Below are 17,251 nucleotides of genomic sequence, written 5' to 3' on the forward strand. Positions count from 1 at the left end.
CTTTCCTCTGCTGAGACAGGAAGCAGCGCAGAAGGGCGGCGTGAACCAGCGGACGGTTCGGTCGACTCATCTGGGCACCGTGCAACCATCTCCGCGGTGGCACGTTGTCATGATCGTGATCCAACGATCCAATCCAACGAGGGATGTCAGTCGTGGGCAATGGCAACATCGGTGTTGGCAATGAATCCGTGGCCGGCAAGTCCGGCCAGCGGCAGCAGATGACCGCCGCGATGCCGCAGCAGGGTGCTCATGTGATGGGCGACAATGAGTGCGCGCCGCAGAAGCTGGTCCGCCTCGTCGGCTGCCGCGACTCAAAGCTCAAGCCGGGCTTCAGCATGCGCGCGAACCAGTTCGGGCAAACCAAGCGCTAGCTCGCCAGTTGCTTGAACCACCCGGGCCAAGCCCCTGCTTCTGCTACTGAATGAACTCGCCGCACTTCTGCACGGCGGCATCGGTCGCGCCCCATGGCATGATCGGCACCGATGACGTGGAGTTCTTCGGCGAGCCCTCGATCAGCTTGTCCGAATAGACCATGTAAACCAGCACATTGCGCTTGGCGTCGCAGCCGCGCACGATCTGCATCTTCTTGAAGAACAGCGACCGTCGCTGCCGGAACATGTCGTCGCCCTGGCCGAGCTTGTTCTTGAAGCGGATCGGCCCGATCTGCCGGCAAGCCAGCGAGATATCGGAGACTTCTTCGGCGAGGCCGAGCCAGCCCTTGAAGCCGCCCTTCTCCGGCACCGTAAAGTGACAGGCGACGCCGTCGACTTCGGGGTCGTCGACGCCATAGGTCGCGAGCTTGTCGTTGGGGCTCACCCATTTGAACACCGTCGAGCGGCGGAAGATCAGGTCCGGTTCGTCGGCTGCGATCGCGGGAACTGCCTGCCCCAGGGTCACCAACGAGGTCAGCAACACCAGCAGCGCCGCACAGCCCCGTCGAGACATCCGACGCACGTCACACAAGCTCACAGTTCTCGATGTCATAGAGGTCTCCGCGGGTGGGTCTCGCCTATGTAGTGCGCAAACGCCGCACAGGAAGGCGCTGACAGTTCGGTGATCAGACCGGGCGCTTTAACCTCTTGTGAGGCTTTTTTGCTACTCTTTCGTCGAAAATTCGCCGCTCACGGAAGGGTTAGATCGCTTGCGCTGGTGAACGCATTCCGCGTCTGCGACAACCAAGGAATAGTTTGGACTGGGATTCGGAATATGCGCGCAAGCGGACATCGGATTTCTATTTTTGATTCTGCGAATGGGCGGTTCTGGCAGTTTGCAATTCTGACGGCGGCGGGCACCATTGCCGCCTCCTCGCAAGCCGATGCAGCGCTGTTCTACTGGAACCGTGACTCCGCCTATTACGGCGATGTCGAGCCGATGCCGCAGCCGGTTCGGCCAAAGCCGAAGCGCAACCCGGCCAAGAAGACTCCGGCGATCGAGAAGGAGGCCGGCAGCAAGCCGCAGGGTCCCCTGATCATCTCGGTCTCGATCGACCACCAGCGGGTCAGCGTCTACGACGCCAACGGCCTCTACGCCGAGAGCCCGGTGTCGACAGGCATGAAGGGACACTCGACCCCGATGGGTGTCTTCAGCGTCATCCAGAAGCAGAAGTACCACCAGTCCAACATCTACAGCGGCGCGCCGATGCCGTACATGCAGCGCATCACCTGGTCGGGGATCGCCATGCACGCCGGTGTACTGCCCGGCTATCCGGCCTCCCATGGCTGCATCCGCATGCCGATGTCGTTCGCGGTCAAGATGTACAATTGGACGCGGATGGGCGCCCGCGTGTTCGTGACGCCCGGCACGATCTCGCCGGAGAATTTCTCGCACCCGTTGCTGGTGACGCAGAAGGTCGCGCCGCAGCAGCCGGTGGCGGACGAGATTCTGAAGATGGATGCGCCGCTCGGCGTCAAGAGCGACAAGGGCGCGGACAAGCCGCAGACCGGTCTCGATTTGCGCAGCAGCGTCGGCCATGCCGCCGCCGCGTCGCTGCGCGACAATACCCACACCGCCGACGCCAGCGGCGCGATGCCGGCGGCGAGCGCGTCGGTGACGATGTCCGACGCGTCGGCCGCGGCGAGCGATCCCATCGCGGAGAAGCTGGCAGCGGACCCGTCGCAGCCGACGAAGCCCGCGACTGCGACAGCCGACAAGCCGGCAGAGACCAATTCCGCCGGCAACGGCAGCGTTGCCGCCGACGACAAGACGGTCGGCGAAACCACCGGCAGCACCGACACTCCAAAGACCGAGGTCTCGGCGAACGACCCGGCGAAGGCCGAAGCCAAGGCCGACGAGCCGAAGCCGGATGCTGCGAAGCCTGATGTCGCCGCGGCGCCCAACAGCGAAGCTTCCAAGGCCGGCGCGACCAAGAGCGCCGACAAGCCCGCCGAGGCCGCAACCGCGGCCGATGCGCCCGACGCCAACAAGGATATCGCCAAGGATCCGGCCAAGGATCCGGCCAAGGATCCGGCACGGTTGCCCGGCATCGCCAAGATCGACGTGTCGAAGCGCGCCGGCCAGATCGCGGTGTTCATCAGCCGCAAGGATTCCAAGCTCTATGTGCGGCAGAACTTTGCGCCGCTGTTCGAGGTGCCGGTGACGATCGCGGCCAGCGATCGGCCGCTCGGCACCCATGTGTTCACCGCGGAAGCCGACAAATCAGATGCCAACCTGCTGCGCTGGTCGGTGGTGACGCTGCCGGCCCGCAACGCCGCCCGCATCGACGTCGAGGAGCGCGCCTCGCATCGCCGCAAGGTCGCGGCCGCAGCACCGGTCGAGGCCAAGCCGCAGCCGGCGACCAACAGCCCGGCCGAAGCACTCGACCGCATCTCGATTCCATCCGACGTGATGGCGCGGATCAATGAAGCGCTCGGCACCGGCGGTTCGATCATCGTCTCCGACCTCGGCGTGAACCAGGGCGAGACCGGCGAAGGCACCGACTTCATCCTGCCGCTGCGCTGAGCCCCTCTATAACGGCTTGTTGAATGCCTGCGCCTGCCCGCCGGACTATGATGCCCCGCATCCGTTCCGGGGACGAGACCATGATGAACCGCAGGACACTGATCATGGCGGCCTTCTCCGCCGCCGCAGGCTCCCGCGCGCTGCATGCCGAGCAGCCCGCGATGAGCCGGATCACCGCCTATGCCTTCTCATTTCCGGCATTGTCCGGCGGCGACATTCGCCTGGCCGACTATGCCGGCCATCCCCTGATGATCGTGAACACGGCCTCACTCTGTGGCTTCACGCCGCAATATGCCGGCCTGCAGCAATTGTGGACCGAATTCCGCGATCGTGGCTTCGTCATCATCGGCGTACCATCCAATGATTTCGGCAGCCAGGAACCCGGCGGCCCGACCGAGATCGCCGAGACCGCGCAGCATCAATACGGCGTCACCTTTCCGATCGCGGCGAAAGCCGTGGTCAAGGGCCCAAACGCGCATCCATTTTACCGGTGGGCGGCGGAAGCGCGTCCGAAGGACGTGCCACGCTGGAATTTCCACAAATACCTGATCGGCCGCGACGGCTACATCGCCGACGCCTTCCCTGAGTCGGTGACGCCCGACGACACCCGTATCAAGACCGGGATCGCACGGGCTTTGGCGGCGGCTTGAGAAGCACCGATAATCCCCGGAATTAACTGGGATTTCGGACACAACCCCGCCAGGTTCATTGCCTTGGCGCCGCCACTGCGACTAGGGTACGATGAGTTGGGGGCGAAAGCGGCCCGGTCGCGGCAAGGCCGCCACCCGGAACGCGATCAGCAGGGAAACACGCCATGCGCATTGCAGCAGGTCTGATTTTCGCAGGGACCGTATCGTTGCTCGCGTCGAGCGCGGCTTGGTCGCAGCAGACGCCGCCGGCCAAGGGCGCCGCAGCGGCTCCCGCGGCCGCCGCTCCAGCGCCTGCCGCGGCGGCGCCCGCGCCAGCCACCGCAGCCGCGCCGCCGAAGCAAGCGCCTCAGCCGGCGCGTGCCGCCTGCAACAATCCGAACGCGCTCGGCGTTGCCCGCACGGTCGAGATCGACACGACGGGCGGACCGGGCTTTGGCTTCGAGCATTTCAAGCAGCTCGACTTCCTGCGCGACCATGAAGTGGTGCTGACCTTCGACGACGGACCTTGGCCGGGCAACACGCCGGCGGTGCTGAAGGCGCTGGCGGACGAATGCACCACGGGCATCTTCTTCCCGATCGGCAAGCACGCCACCTATCACCCTGAAATCCTGCGTCAGGTCTATGCCGCCGGTCACACCGTCGGCTCGCACACCTGGTCGCACGAGAACCTGAACAACAAGAAGCTGACCGAGGATCAGAAGAAAGACGAGATCGAGCGCGGCCTCGCTGCGGTGAAGTGGGCGCTCGAGACCTCACCCTCGCCGTTCTTCCGCTTCCCGGCGCTGCAGCATCCGCCGGAAATGGTCACCTATCTCGGCAACCGGAACATCGCGATCTTCTCCTGCGACCTCGACTCCTTCGACTTCAAGTCGAAGAACTCGCAACAGGTGGTCGACACCGTGATGAAGAAGCTCGCCAAGCTCGGCAAGGGCATCATCCTGATGCACGACTTCCAGAAGCACACCGCGGAAGCTCTGCCGACGCTGCTGACGCAGCTCAAGGCCGGCGGCTTCAAGGTGGTCGCGATGCGCGCCAAGTTCCCGGCGACCGTGCTGCCGCAATACGAGCAGGATCTCGCCAAGGACGTCAAGCTGCCGACCGTGAGCTCGCGGCCGGTCAACAGCGTCGTCACCACCGTCGATCAGTAAAAGCGCCGGCGATCGTCTCGGTGTCTGAGTTGCGTATCGAGGGTTTCGTCATCGTCTCGGCCGATGGCCGGCTGGCCAATGCGCACAACGTGATGCCTGACGAACTCAAGATCGAAGGCGACAAGGAATTCTTCACCGCGGCGCTCGAGCGCGCCGACCTCGTCGTGCACGGCCGCCATTCCCAGGAAGAGCAGCCGAACGCGCCGAAGCGCCGCCGCCTGATCCTGACCGGCAAGGTCGCGGCGATCGCGTCCGATCCGACCAATCCAAAGGCGCTGCTGTGGAATCCTGCCGGCTGCCCGTTCGACACGGCGCGCCGCGAGGCCGGCGTGACCTCGGGCATGGTCGCGATCATCGGCGGTCCCCGCGTGTTCGGCATGTTCATGGACCGCTACGACACGTTCTGGCTCTCGGTCGCGTGGAAGGTGCGCATCCCCGACGGCGAGCCGTGCTTTCCTGGCGTGCCTGCGCGCACCCCGCAGCAGGTGCTATCAGCGCACGGCCTGCACCCCGGCGCGCCGCAGCTGATCGACGCAGAGCACGACGTCAGCGTCACACCGTGGCGGCGGGCAGGTTGAAGACTTTCTCGTAGGGCGGGTTAGCCGAAGGCGTAACCCGCCGCCTCTCGCACCCAATGTGCCGGTCGGCGGATTACGATTCGCTAATCCGCCCTACGCAATTGCGCATTGTCCTACACATCCCCATACGCCGGATCGTCGCGGCGCGGGCCGCGGCCGTAGCCGGCGATGATGAACAGCGCGCCGATCAGCGACAGGTTCTTCAGCGCGTCGATCAGCGTCCTGAGGTTGTCGGGCGCCGGCTGATTCCAGAAATCGTGGAAGTAGAAGGTGGTGACGCACACGAAGATGATCAGCAGCAGCGCGAAGAACCGCGCCAGTACGTTCACCGCGATCATCAGCCCGGCGAGGATCTCAAAGCAACCGACCGCAATCGCCAGCAGCTGCATGAACGGCATGCCGACAAAGGTCTCGATCTGCTGCGCATAGGGCGCAACGATCGCAGGAATCGTCACCTTGGCCGCGAGCACGTCCGCCGTCGCCTGGATGCCGAACAGCTTGCTTGCTCCCGAATAGAGGAACAGCACGGCGAACAGAATCCGCCCGAAGGTGATCAATGCTGGCATGGGTCGGCCTCACTGGATGGCAGAAATCAGACGAAGCAGGCGCGACGATTATGGCCGCCCAGCCTGCTTCGATCAAATCGAATCCGTCTTGAGTCCCCTGCTCAACCGAACAGTGTCGGCTGCGCGCGGCCGGCACGCTCCTGGGCCTCGACCGCGGCGACCGCGGTCATGTTGAGGATGCCGCGCGCGGTCACGCCGGGCGTGAGGATGTGCGCCGGGCGCGCCGGACCGATCAGGATCGGCCCCACTGGCAACGCATTGGCCAGCGATTTGATCATCTGATAGGCGATGTTGGCGGCATCGAGGTTCGGCATGATCAGGATGTTGGCCTCGCCTTCGAGCCGCGATTGCGGCAGCACCATGCGCCGCGCCGCGGCCGACAGCGCGGTGTCGCCCTGCATTTCGCCGTCCGCCTCGATCTCCGGATGCTTGTCCTTGAGGAGCTGGGTGGCCCGCCGCATCTTGCGCGAGGAGTCCGTATCATAGCTGCCGAAGTCGGAATGTGACACGAAGGCGACCTTCGGCTTGAAGGCGAAGCGCTGCGCGTGGATCGCCGCAAGCGAGGCCACTTCCGCCAGTTCCTCCGCGCTCGGATTCGGCCGGACCTGGGTATCGGCGAGGAAATGGGCGCCGGTCGAGGTGATCATCAGCGCCAATGCGGCATAGTCGCTGACCCCCGGCAGGAAGCCGATGATCTCGCGGACATGGCGCAGATGGCTCATGTAGCGGCCTTCGACGCCGCACAGCATCGCGTCGGCCTCGCCGCGCGACACAGCCAGTGCCGCGATGACCGTGTTGTTGGTACGGACCACCGTCCGCGCAGCCTCCGGCGTCACGCCGCGACGTCCGGCAAGGTCGATATAGGACTGCACATAGGAGCGGTAGCGCGGATCGTCCTCAGGATTGACGAGGTCGAAATCGCGGCCGGCCTTGATCGACAGGCCGAAGCGCTTGATCCTGGTCTCGACCACTGATGGGCGGCCGACCAGGATCGGCCGCGCCAGCTTTTCCTCCAGCACCACCTGCGTCGCGCGCAGCACGCGCTCATCCTCGCCTTCGGCGTAGATTACCCGCACCGGCTGGGTCTTGGCCTTGGCGAACACCGGCTTCATGGTCAGGCCGGATCGGAACGCGTAGCGCTGCAGCTCGGCGCAATATTCGTCGAAATTCTTGATCGGCCGCGTTGCAACCCCGGACTCCATCGCCGCCTTCGCCACGGCCGGCGCGATGCGCAGGATCAGGCGCGGATCGAACGGGCTCGGGATCAGCGAGCCCGGGCCGAAGCCCTGCGTCTCACCGCTCTCGAAACCATGGGCCACCGCATCCGACGGCGGATCGCGCGCGAGCTGCGCGATCGCATCCACCGCGGCATGCTTCATCGCCTCGTTGATCGCGGTGGCGCCGACGTCGAGCGCGCCGCGGAAGATGAAAGGGAAGCACAGCACGTTGTTGACCTGGTTCGGATAGTCCGAACGGCCGGTGCAGATCATCGCGTCAGGACGCGCCGCGCGCGCCTCTTCCGGCATGATTTCCGGCACCGGATTGGCAAGCGCCATCACCAGCGGCTTGTCCCCCATCTGCTTGACCATCTCGGGCTTCAGCACGCCCGGCGCCGACAGCCCGATGAAGATGTCCGCGCCCGGAATGACATCGGCCAGCACGCGTGCGTCGGTCTTCTGGGTATAGACCGCCTTCCAGCGATCCATCGTGGTGTTGCGGCCGTCATAGACCACGCCGTCGATGTCGCAGACCCAGATGTTCTTGCGCTGTGCTCCCATCGAGACCAGCAGGTTGAGGGTCGCGATCGCGGCAGCGCCGGCGCCGGAGCAGACGATCTTCACATCGCTCAATTGCTTGCCGTTCAGCAGTAGGCCGTTGACGATCGCGGCGGCGACGATGATGGCGGTGCCATGCTGGTCGTCGTGGAACACCGGGATCTTCATGCGCTCCTTGAGTTGGGTCTCGATCTCGAAGCACTCCGGCCCGCGGATATCCTCCAGATTGATGCCGCCGAAGGTCGGCTCCAGCGCGGCGACGGTCTCGACCACGCGCTCGATCGTGTCGGCCTTGATCTCGATGTCGAACACGTCGATGCCAGCGAATTTCTTGAACAGCACCGCCTTGCCTTCCATGACGGGCTTGGAGGCCAGCGGGCCGATATTGCCGAGGCCGAGCACCGCAGTGCCGTTCGAGACCACCGCCACGAGATTGGCGCGGGCGGTCAGCGTCGCCGCCTCGGCCGGGTTGTTGGCGATCTCGGTGCAGGCGGCGGCGACGCCGGGCGAATAGGCGAGCGCCAGGTCGCGCTGGTTGGCCAGCGGCTTGATCGCCTGGATCTCGAGCTTACCCGGCCGCGGCAGCCGGTGGTAAGCGAGCGCTGCATTATGGAGTTCTTCGGACGATGACGACATGCATGCTCCCCGCGTTTCCGGCCCAAATTTCTTGTTTCTGTGCTAATCCAGGCAAAAGTCAGTTGTCCGGCAAATCGAGCTGGATGTGAAGCATGTCCAGCCGCTTGGATGCAACATCGGATACAATCCCCGTCAACAGGCCCGGGCAGGCCCGTCCGTCGATGCTGCACCTTCCGACCGCCGGTTGGCAATTTTTTTCCCTTGATGATCCGGAGTTGACCGAATGAAGAAAATTCTGCTCGGCCTGATCGCCGTCGCAGTCATCGCGGCCGGTGGCTATTTCGGTTTCGACCTCTATGCCCAACGCCGGGTCACGCGCGACGTCGAGGCTGCCTTCGAGCAGATCCGTGCCGCCGGCGCCAAGGCGAGCCATGGCAAGATCGCCTTCGACACCAAGAGCCGTACCCTCACGATTTCGGACATCACCACTGAGTCGGGGACGCAATCTCCGGTCAGCGTCAAGATCGCCAGCCTCACGATGGCAGGCCTCGGTCAAACCGACGCGGCGCGGGTCTCCGCCAGCAACGTCGAATTCGGCGACGTCGAGATCGGGGTGACGAGCCCGACGCCCACGATCGCCTCCATAACCTACAAGGCGCCGCGGATCACGGTGAAGGACTATTCCGGTCCGGCCGGCTTGCCGCAGCTCCCCGCCTCGTCGTCGATCTTCGAACTGTACCGGTTTGGGTTCGCGCAGCTCGCGAGCATCAACGCCTCATCGGTCACCGCCCCCAGCCTGACTGGATCGATGGCGTTCAGTGCCGCCGCCCATGTCGGCGACGGTGCCGGTGGCACATTCGATTACTCCGGCCTTGCCATCGAAAATATGAAGGACGGAAAGATCGCGTCGAGCAAGACCGGCAAGGTGGCGTTCACGATCAACCAGACGGCCGCAGGCAAGCCGATCAAGATGACCGGCGAGCTCGCCAATATCGTCGCGACGGATATCGACGTCGGCGCGACGGCGGCGATCTTCGATCCGGCCAAGACCAACGACGACCGGGATTATCGGGTTCAGGGGCATGTTTCGGCGGGTCCCTATGTCATCACCGTGACGCCCGATGCCGTCACAGCCACGCGTGGCCTGAACATGCGGCTCGACGGCATCGCCATCGACGACGTCAGGATCAACCCGTCGCGGATGCAGCTGCCGGCGCTGCTGACGATGGTCCCGCCTCCCGGGAGCCCGCCGCCGTCTCCGGCCCAGGCGCGTGAACTGCTGGAGAAGGTCGCCAGCCTTTACTCGGGCGCCGCCATCGGAAATGCCGAGATGCATGGGCTCTCGGTCGAGACGCCGAAGGGCCCGCTCAAGCTGTCCTCGATGCGGTTCAACTTCGAACACGGCAAGATCGGTGAGCTCGCGGTCGAGGGACTTGACGGCAATGCGCCGAACGGCCCCTTCAAGGTCGGACGCTTCGCGCTGAAGGCGCTCGACGTCGCGAGCCTCATGCGGCTGTCGGCACAGTTCGCCGGGCAGAAACCGTCGCCTGAACAGGCGCTGGCGCTGTTTCCGCTGATCGAGGGCGTTGAGATCAAGGGTGTCACCTCGCCCTACAAGGCCACCGGCAAGCCGGTCAACATCGATGTGTTCAGCCTTGACTGGGGCCAGTTCGTCGGAACGATCCCCAGCAAGCTGAGGTTGGTCGCGAAGATGGCTGCACCGCTGGATGCAGCCGATCCGCAGCAGCAGGCGCTGGTCGCCGCCGGGATCGACAGAATGGCGGTCGATGCCGATCTCGGCGCCGCTTGGACCGAGACGTCACGCTCGTTCGCGCTCGAGCCGGTCAAGCTCGACATGGCGGGCCTGCTCAATGCGTCGGCGAGGGTGGCGCTCGACAACGTGTCGCGCGAGGCATTCTCGACCAGTGCAGCGGAATCCCTCGGCGCGGCCGCGCAGATCGAGACCGGCACGATCGAGCTTGTTGTCCACGACCTCGGCGTCATCGACCTCGCGGTCGCCCAGTTCGCCCGCACCCGGAACGTCGGCCGCGACGAGGCGCGCAAGGCCATCCTCGACAGCATCCAGGCGCAGGGCGATGCGATCGGCGTAGGCAATCCGGATGCGACAGCCCTCATCACCGCCATCAGCCAGTTCATCGAGACGCCGGGGCAGACGCTGGTCATCAAGCTGACCCCGCGCGCGAAGGCGCCGGCGCTTCAACTGATGCAGCTGCTCAACACCGATCCGCAATCGGCGCTGGCGCAATTCAAGATCGAGGCCTCGACGGGGCTGTAAGCCAAATATCGAAAAACAACCCCATGCAAAGGAGCCGGCGGCTACTGGTGTTCGGCCGCCAGCTGTCGATAGCGGCCGCCAGCTTGACACGTCGGGCAAATCGGAGATATATTTCTAATATTTCGAAATCGCGCAAGTACCGTCCGGCCCGCAAGCGACTGCTTGCGGGGCGAGGTGGCCACCTACCCCTTAGCCGGCGGGTTGGGCCGGATATGCAGCTCCTTCAGCTGCTTCGGCGTCGCCTCAGACGGCGCGCCCATCAGCAGGTCGACGTACTGCTGATTCATCGGGAACAACGAGATCTCGCGCAGATTGTTGGTGCCGCAGAGCAGCATCGTGATGCGCTCGATGCCGGCTGCCATGCCGCCATGCGGCGGGGCGCCGTACTGGAACGCGCGGTACATGCCGCCGAACCGGTCGATGACCTCCTGCTCGCCATAGCCCGCGATCTCGAACGCCTTCACCATCGCTTCCGGCTTGTGGTTGCGGATGCCGCCGGACGCCATCTCGTAGCCGTTGCAGGCGATGTCGTACTGGAACGCCTTGATCGTGAGCGGGTCCTGCGACTGCAGCGCCTCGAGGCCGCCCTGCGGCATCGAGAACGGGTTGTGCGAGAAGTCGACCTTCTTGTTCTCCTCGTCGTACTCGTACATCGGGAAGTCGACGATCCAGGCGAACTCGAACCGGTCCTTGTCGATCAGGTTCAGCTCCTCGCCGAGCTTGTTGCGTGCAAGGCCTGCGAACTTCCAGAACTTCTCCGGATCGCCGGCGACGAAGAACGCAGCGTCGCCTTCCTTCAGGCCGAGTTGGTCGCGGATCGCAGCGGTGCGCTCCGCTCCGATGTTGTTGGCGAGCGGGCCTGCGCCCTCGCCGCCCTCGCGCCACATGATGTAGCCGAGGCCGGGCTGGCCTTCGCCCTGCGCCCAGGAGTTCATGCGGTCGCAGAACGCCCGCGACCCGCCGCCCTTGCCCGGGATTCCCCAGACCTGGTTCTTCGGGTCTTCCAGCATCCGCGCGAACACCTTGAAGCCGGAGCCGCGGAAGTGCTCGGAGACCTCCTGCATCACGATGGGGTTGCGCAGGTCCGGCTTGTCGGAGCCGTATTTGCGCACCGCCTCGGCGAACGGAATCCGCGGCCAGTTTTTCGTGACCGGCTTGCCATTGGCGAATTCCTCGAACACGCCGGTGATGACGGGCTCCAGCGCCGCGAACACGTCGTCCTGGGTGACGAAGCTCATCTCGACGTCGAGCTGGTAGAACTCCGGCAGGCGGTCGGCGCGCGGGTCCTCGTCGCGGAAGCACGGCGCGATCTGGAAGTAACGGTCGAAGCCCGACATCATCAAGAGCTGCTTGTACTGCTGCGGCGCCTGCGGCAGCGCGTAGAACTTGCCGGGATGGATGCGCGAGGGCACCAGGAAGTCGCGCGCGCCTTCCGGCGAGGACGCCGACAGGATCGGGGTCTGGAATTCGAAGAAGCCCTGCCCCTTCATCCGCCTGCGGATAGAGTTGACGATCGCGCCGCGGGTCATGATGTTCTGGTGCAGCTTGTCACGACGCAGGTCGAGGAAGCGGTACTTCAGCCTGATGTCCTCGGGATATTCCTGCTCGCCGAACACCGGCAGCGGCAGCTCGGCCGCCGGGCCCAGCACCTCGATCTCCTTGATGTAGACCTCGACCGTGCCGGTCGGCAGTTCCGGATTGTCGGTGCCTTCGGGACGGCGGCGCACCCGGCCATCGATCCGCACCACCCATTCCGAGCGGAACTTCTCGACCTCGGCGAACGCCGGCGAGTCCGGATCGGCCACGCACTGGGTGATGCCGTAATGGTCGCGCAAATCGACGAACAGCACGCCGCCGTGGTCGCGGACACGATGGACCCAGCCTGACAGCCTGGCCGTCTGGTCGATATCGCTCTCACGGAGCGCGCCGCATGTGTGTGACCGGTAGCGATGCATTTTCGTTCCAAAACTGATGTCGGAGGGTCGAATCGCGACAGCGCCAAAATGCCCTGTCCGAAGTTGCGGAGGGTTTACCCGACGAGGCCGGGTGCGGCAACCAATGGAACGCGGCCGTTTCGGGCCAAACCGCAGATTTTCGGCACCGACGCAGCCAATCGTTTGCCTATTCGGCCTGCCGGCCTATCTTTGCGATATGACCGTCCATTTTCCGTTCCAGAACACCTATTCGGCGCTGCCGGCGAACTTTTTTGCCCGCGTCGCGCCGACCCCCGTGGCCGCCCCCCGGCTGATCAAGCTGAACCGGCCGCTGGCGGTCCAGCTCGGGCTGGATCCGGACCTGCTGGCAACACCTGAGGGCGCCGAAATCCTCGCCGGCAAGCGGCTGCCCGAGGGGGCCGACCCGATCGCCATGGCCTATGCCGGCCACCAGTTCGGGCACTTTGTTCCCCAGCTCGGCGACGGCCGCGCCATCCTGCTCGGCGAAGTCATCGACAAGGGCGGCCTCCGCCGCGACATCCAGCTCAAGGGAAGTGGCCCAACACCGTTCTCGCGCCGCGGCGATGGCCGCGCCGCGCTCGGTCCGGTCTTGCGCGAATACATCGTCAGCGAGGCGATGTTCGCCTTGGGCATCCCGACCACCCGCTCGCTCGCTGCCGTCGTCACCGGCGAGCCGGTGATGCGCGAGACCGCGCTGCCGGGTGCGGTGCTGACCCGGGTCGCCTCCAGCCACATCCGCGTCGGCACCTTCCAGTTCTTCGCTGCCCGCGGCGACACCGACGGCGTGCGCGCGCTCGCCGACCATGTCATCGCGAGGCACTACCCCGAGCTCAGGGATGCCGCCCGGCCCTATCACGCGCTGCTCGCCGGCGTCGTCGCGCGCCAGGCCGCACTGGTCGCGCGCTGGCTGCTGGTCGGCTTCATCCACGGCGTGATGAACACCGACAACACCTCGATATCCGGCGAGACCATCGACTACGGCCCCTGCGCCTTCCTCGACGCCTACAATCCGGCGCAGGTGTTCTCCTCGATCGACGAGATGGGCCGCTACGCCTACGCCAACCAGCCGCGCATCGCGCTGTGGAATCTGACCCGGCTCGCCGAGTGCCTGCTGCCGCTGTTCGACAGCGAGCAGGAGAAGGCGATCGAGCAGGCGCAGACGATCCTCGGCGAATTCCCCGAAAAATTCACCGCGGCCTATCAGGCCGGGCTGCGCGCCAAGGTCGGCCTGTTCACCGCGCAGGATGGTGACGAGGCGCTGATCCAGGACTTGCTGGACGCGATGGCCAAGAACGCGGCCGACTTCACCCTGACCTTCCGCCATCTCGGAAACGCCGCAGCCGATGACGCCGCCGACGTCCGCGCGCAGTTCACCGATCCCGCAGCGTTCGACGAATGGGCAAACCGCTGGCGCGCCCGCCTCGCGCTGGAGCCGCAGAGCGCAGCCGAGCGCAAGGCCGCGATGGCCGCCGTCAACCCGGCCTTCATCCCGCGCAACCACCGCATCGAGGCGGTGATTGCGGCTGCGGTGAACGCGGACGACTACGCGCCGTTCGAGGAATTGCTGACGGTGCTGGCGAAGCCGTACGAAGACCAGACGCAGTTCGCCGCCTACGCCGATCCGCCGCTGCCCGAGCAGATGGTGACGCAGACGTTCTGCGGGACGTAAGGCAAGATTGTCGCTTCGTAGGATGGGTAGAGCGCAGCGAAACCCATCATCTCTCCCGGAGCTGCGAAGTTGATGGGTTTCGCTTCGCTCTACCCATCCTACGCATCTCGCCCGTTGTAAGCGTTAACTCACTCTCCACCATGCCGGGAGGCTCGCGGCGGTAACCATAAGGCTTAACAGCGCGTCAACGCTCCCCCAACAAGTCTAAATGTTTCCAAATGGGGGAGAACGGCCCGTGGACGCATTTGCATTCGAATTTATGGGACTGGCGATGATCGCGCTGTGCCTCGTCGTGCTGGCGATGCCCGCAGCGCGCCGGCCGTCGAAGAACATGCGCTACGAGTGAGCTATCGCCATATCCACCGACGTGCCGGTCGTCCCGTCCGACATTTCTCTCGCCGTAGCCAGAAATCGCGCTCAGGCGTCACCAAATCGCGATATCCTTGCCCTGATGAGTCCTGACATCGGACGCAAGCCAGGGAATTGACGGCGCTTGAACGACACCGACATCCAGCATTCGACCACGACGCCCGCCGCCGCGCATTCGCCGCTCGAGGTCCTGCTGATCTTTCTCAAGCTCGGCGTCAGCTGCTTCGGCGGCCCGATCGCCCATATCGGCTATTTCCGCGACGAATTCGTCACCCGCCGGCGCTGGCTCGACGAGCAGGCCTATGCGGATCTAGTCGCGCTCTGCCAGTTCCTGCCCGGCCCGGCCAGCAGCCAGGTCGGCTTCTCGCTCGGCCTGATGCGCGCGGGATATTTGGGCGCGCTGGCCGCCTGGACCGGCTTCACGTTGCCGTCGGCGATTGCGCTGGTGCTGTTTGCCTATGGCGCCAGCGGATTGAGCGGGCCGGCCGGCGCCGGACTGGTGCATGGCCTCAAGCTGGTCGCAGTCGCGATCGTGGCCCAGGCCGTCTGGGGCATGGCGCGCTCGCTCTGCCCCGATCGTGAGCGCGCATCGATTGCGACGGTGGCGGCGCTGGTCATTCTCACCAGCGCCTCGTCGATCGCGCAGATCGGCGCCATCGTGCTCGGCGCCATCGCCGGCCTCTGGCTCTGCCGGGCGCAAACGGCCAATGGCGCCACCCATATTGCGATGCCGGTGTCACGCCGCGTTGGCCTCGGTGCGCTGATCCTGTTTATCGCCCTGCTGGTCGGACTGCCGCTCCTCGCCCGGACATGGCCCGGCCTCGGCCTGTTCGAGGCGTTCTACCGCTCGGGCGCGCTGGTGTTCGGCGGCGGCCATGTCGTGCTGCCGCTGCTGCGCGAAGCGGTGGTGACGCCGGGCTGGATCGGCGACGATGCGTTCCTCACCGGCTACGGCGCGGCGCAGGCCGTGCCGGGCCCACTGTTCACCTTCGCGGCCTATCTCGGCGCCGTGATCGGCGGCGTGCCCGGCGCTATCACGGGCCTCGTCGGCATCTTCGTGCCCGGAATTCTCGTCCTGCTTGCAGCGCTGCCGTTCTGGGATCAATTCCGCAGGCGGCCGGCGGCGCAGGCGATGATGCGCGGCGTCAACGCCGCGGTGGTCGGCATCCTCGGCGCCGCGCTCTACAATCCGGTGTGGACCAGCAGCGTCCACCGTCCGCTCGATTTCGGCATTGCGCTGGCCGGCTTCGTGCTGCTCACGGCCTGGCGGGCGCCGCCGCTCGTGGTGGTCGTCCTCAGCGCCGCCGCCGGCATCGCAACGGGGCTTCTGCAATCGTGAACGGCCGCGCCGGCCGCCTCGCCGGCCGGATTAAGAACGCCTTCATGCCTCGCCGCCATGATAACGGGCCTATGCCGAGCGTTGCCAAACAACCGGATCCGACCCGGGTTCCTGTGCTGGACCTGCTGCGGCTCGCTGCGGTCGGGGCCGTGATCCTTTACCATTACGGCTTCTGGGGCCCGGCGTCGCACGGCTTGCAGGAGGTGGCGATGCCGTATCTGGCCCCGATCGCGCAATACGGCTTCCTCGGCGTCCCCGTGTTCTTCGCGATCTCCGGCTTCGTCATCGCCTATTCGGCCGAGGGCCGCACCCCGGTCGGCTTCGCCATCGCGCGCTTCAGCCGCATTTATCCGACCTTCGTCATCTGCATGACGCTGACCTTCCTCGCGACGCTGCTCGCCGGCCACGCCTGGTTTCAGGTGACGTGGGGTCAATGGCTGGCGAATTTGTTCATCGCGGCGCCGATGCTCGGCCAGCCCTACATGGATGACGCCTATTGGTCGCTGGTGATCGAGGTCGTGTTCTACGCCTGGGTCGCGCTGTTGCTGGCCTGGGGCATCTTCCCGAGGCGGATCGACACCATCATTGTGGCGTGGATCGCCGTCACCTTCGCCAACGAATTGACGCTCGACATTCCGCTGTTCGAGAAGCTGTTCATGGCCGACGACAGCGGCTTCTTCGCTGTCGGCCTCCTGATTTACGAACACTACCGTGGACGGCGCGACAGCAGGCTCTACAGCCTTTTGACGCTGGCGATGGGAACGGCGACGTTCCAGGCCGTGCACAAGCTGGAGCGGCTCGGCGTCCACACCCGTGGCAGCTTCGATCCGCGCGTCGTGACGGTGATCTGCATCGTTTCGCTCGGCATCGTGTTCGCGGCCACCCGGGTCAAGTCCGTGCCGCTGCCAGGCGGGCTCGTCAGGGCCATCGGCGGCATCACCTATCCGCTCTACCTGCTGCATCTGCAGCTCGGCTACGTGATCCTGCTCCTGATCACACCAACGCCGAATGCACTCTCAACCACGTTCGTCGTGGCGTGCATGGTGCTGCTGGCGTGGTTCGTCTGGCGCTTCCTCGAACGTCCCGCGCATGATCGCGTCAGGGACCGACTCACGATGCTGGCCTCGCGATATGGATGGCCGTCGCGCGTTCGTGCGGGCGAAGCGCGGATCGATCAGGGCAACATCGCCACGCCGGTCGAGGCCGGGCGGATCGCCAATCGCTGAGTTGCCCAAGGGCGCAAGTCCGCACGGCAGCCTCCCTCGACATTCCGGGGCTCGCGAAGCGAGAGCCCGGAATCCATTCATCCTCGATTCGCGCGGCCCAATGGATTCCGGGCTCAGCCCTTCGGGCTGCCCCGGAATGACCGAAG

General features: G+C 65.3%; 13 protein-coding genes. 9 read left to right on the forward strand and 4 right to left on the reverse strand.

Going from position 1 to position 17,251, the window contains the following annotated elements; translation table 11 throughout:
* Positions 1-143: 143 nt before the first annotated feature.
* Positions 144-371 (forward strand): hypothetical protein, encoded by a 228-nt coding sequence (locus tag ACTUWL_RS00490; protein WP_035651835.1) that lies wholly within the window; start codon positions 144-146, stop codon positions 369-371.
* A gap of 43 nt (positions 372-414) precedes the next feature.
* Here the strand turns inward: ACTUWL_RS00490 and ACTUWL_RS00495 are convergent, their stop codons facing one another.
* Entirely contained in the window at positions 415-945 is a 531-nt protein-coding gene (locus tag ACTUWL_RS00495) for a CreA family protein (RefSeq protein ID WP_106939939.1), read from the reverse strand.
* Positions 946-1,206: 261 nt separating this feature from the next.
* Between ACTUWL_RS00495 and ACTUWL_RS00500 the strand changes: the two genes are divergently transcribed.
* The 4 genes from ACTUWL_RS00500 to ACTUWL_RS00515 all read left to right on the forward strand — a co-directional run bounded on the left by ACTUWL_RS00500 (position 1,207) and on the right by ACTUWL_RS00515 (position 5,334).
* On the forward strand, positions 1,207-2,958 hold the full coding sequence (locus ACTUWL_RS00500; RefSeq protein ID WP_021079701.1) for a L,D-transpeptidase: 1,752 nt from the start codon (positions 1,207-1,209) through the stop codon (positions 2,956-2,958).
* Positions 2,959-3,038: 80 nt separating this feature from the next.
* Positions 3,039-3,608, forward strand: coding sequence for a glutathione peroxidase (locus ACTUWL_RS00505; RefSeq protein ID WP_035651863.1), 570 nt, complete (start codon positions 3,039-3,041; stop codon positions 3,606-3,608).
* A gap of 164 nt (positions 3,609-3,772) precedes the next feature.
* Complete coding sequence (locus ACTUWL_RS00510; protein ID WP_106939940.1) at positions 3,773-4,756, forward strand: polysaccharide deacetylase family protein; 984 nt, start codon at positions 3,773-3,775, stop codon at positions 4,754-4,756.
* Positions 4,757-4,776: 20 nt separating this feature from the next.
* Positions 4,777-5,334 (forward strand): hypothetical protein, encoded by a 558-nt coding sequence (locus ACTUWL_RS00515; RefSeq protein WP_021079888.1) that lies wholly within the window; start codon positions 4,777-4,779, stop codon positions 5,332-5,334.
* Positions 5,335-5,447: 113 nt separating this feature from the next.
* Here ACTUWL_RS00515 and ACTUWL_RS00520 read toward each other — a convergent pair whose 3' ends face one another.
* Together ACTUWL_RS00520 and ACTUWL_RS00525 are read right to left on the reverse strand one after the other, a co-directional pair.
* Complete coding sequence (locus ACTUWL_RS00520; protein WP_021079887.1) at positions 5,448-5,900, reverse strand: DoxX family protein; 453 nt, start codon at positions 5,898-5,900, stop codon at positions 5,448-5,450.
* Positions 5,901-6,001: 101 nt separating this feature from the next.
* Complete coding sequence (locus ACTUWL_RS00525; RefSeq protein WP_021079886.1) at positions 6,002-8,311, reverse strand: NADP-dependent malic enzyme; 2,310 nt, start codon at positions 8,309-8,311, stop codon at positions 6,002-6,004.
* Positions 8,312-8,534: 223 nt separating this feature from the next.
* On the opposite strand from ACTUWL_RS00525, the gene ACTUWL_RS00530 reads away from it, so the two are divergent.
* Complete coding sequence (locus ACTUWL_RS00530; RefSeq protein WP_021079885.1) at positions 8,535-10,547, forward strand: hypothetical protein; 2,013 nt, start codon at positions 8,535-8,537, stop codon at positions 10,545-10,547.
* Between the two features lie 182 nt (positions 10,548-10,729).
* On the opposite strand, the gene aspS is transcribed toward ACTUWL_RS00530, so the two are convergent.
* Positions 10,730-12,502, reverse strand: a complete 1,773-nt coding sequence (aspS, locus tag ACTUWL_RS00535; protein ID WP_448213031.1) for an aspartate--tRNA ligase — start codon at positions 12,500-12,502, stop codon at positions 10,730-10,732.
* A gap of 196 nt (positions 12,503-12,698) precedes the next feature.
* On the opposite strand from aspS, the gene ACTUWL_RS00540 reads away from it, so the two are divergent.
* The 3 genes from ACTUWL_RS00540 (at position 12,699) to ACTUWL_RS00550 (ending at position 17,105) form a co-directional block, all read left to right on the forward strand.
* Positions 12,699-14,171: a protein adenylyltransferase SelO gene (locus ACTUWL_RS00540; protein WP_035651910.1), complete on the forward strand. Its 1,473-nt coding sequence runs from the start codon at positions 12,699-12,701 to the stop codon at positions 14,169-14,171.
* A 493-nt stretch (positions 14,172-14,664) separates the two neighbouring features.
* On the forward strand, positions 14,665-15,879 hold the full coding sequence (gene chrA / locus ACTUWL_RS00545; protein WP_021079882.1) for a chromate efflux transporter: 1,215 nt from the start codon (positions 14,665-14,667) through the stop codon (positions 15,877-15,879).
* A gap of 71 nt (positions 15,880-15,950) precedes the next feature.
* A complete protein-coding gene (locus ACTUWL_RS00550; protein WP_168470991.1) occupies positions 15,951-17,105 on the forward strand; it encodes an acyltransferase family protein in 1,155 nt (384 codons plus the stop codon).
* Positions 17,106-17,251: the final 146 nt, after the last annotated feature.

The organism is Bradyrhizobium sp. WCU1 (genome assembly GCF_053474805.1).

Coding starts and splice junctions, on each gene's coding strand:
- ACTUWL_RS00490 (WP_035651835.1), top strand. CDS start 144: ATGTCAGTCGTGGGCAATGGCAACATCGGTGTTGGCAATGAATCCGTG.
- ACTUWL_RS00495 (WP_106939939.1), bottom strand. CDS start 945: ATGTCTCGACGGGGCTGTGCGGCGCTGCTGGTGTTGCTGACCTCGTTG.
- ACTUWL_RS00500 (WP_021079701.1), top strand. CDS start 1,207: ATGCGCGCAAGCGGACATCGGATTTCTATTTTTGATTCTGCGAATGGG.
- ACTUWL_RS00505 (WP_035651863.1), top strand. CDS start 3,039: ATGATGAACCGCAGGACACTGATCATGGCGGCCTTCTCCGCCGCCGCA.
- ACTUWL_RS00510 (WP_106939940.1), top strand. CDS start 3,773: ATGCGCATTGCAGCAGGTCTGATTTTCGCAGGGACCGTATCGTTGCTC.
- ACTUWL_RS00520 (WP_021079887.1), bottom strand. CDS start 5,900: ATGCCAGCATTGATCACCTTCGGGCGGATTCTGTTCGCCGTGCTGTTC.
- ACTUWL_RS00525 (WP_021079886.1), bottom strand. CDS start 8,311: ATGTCGTCATCGTCCGAAGAACTCCATAATGCAGCGCTCGCTTACCAC.
- ACTUWL_RS00530 (WP_021079885.1), top strand. CDS start 8,535: ATGAAGAAAATTCTGCTCGGCCTGATCGCCGTCGCAGTCATCGCGGCC.
- aspS (WP_448213031.1), bottom strand. CDS start 12,502: ATGCATCGCTACCGGTCACACACATGCGGCGCGCTCCGTGAGAGCGAT.
- ACTUWL_RS00540 (WP_035651910.1), top strand. CDS start 12,699: ATGACCGTCCATTTTCCGTTCCAGAACACCTATTCGGCGCTGCCGGCG.
- ACTUWL_RS00550 (WP_168470991.1), top strand. CDS start 15,951: ATGCCGAGCGTTGCCAAACAACCGGATCCGACCCGGGTTCCTGTGCTG.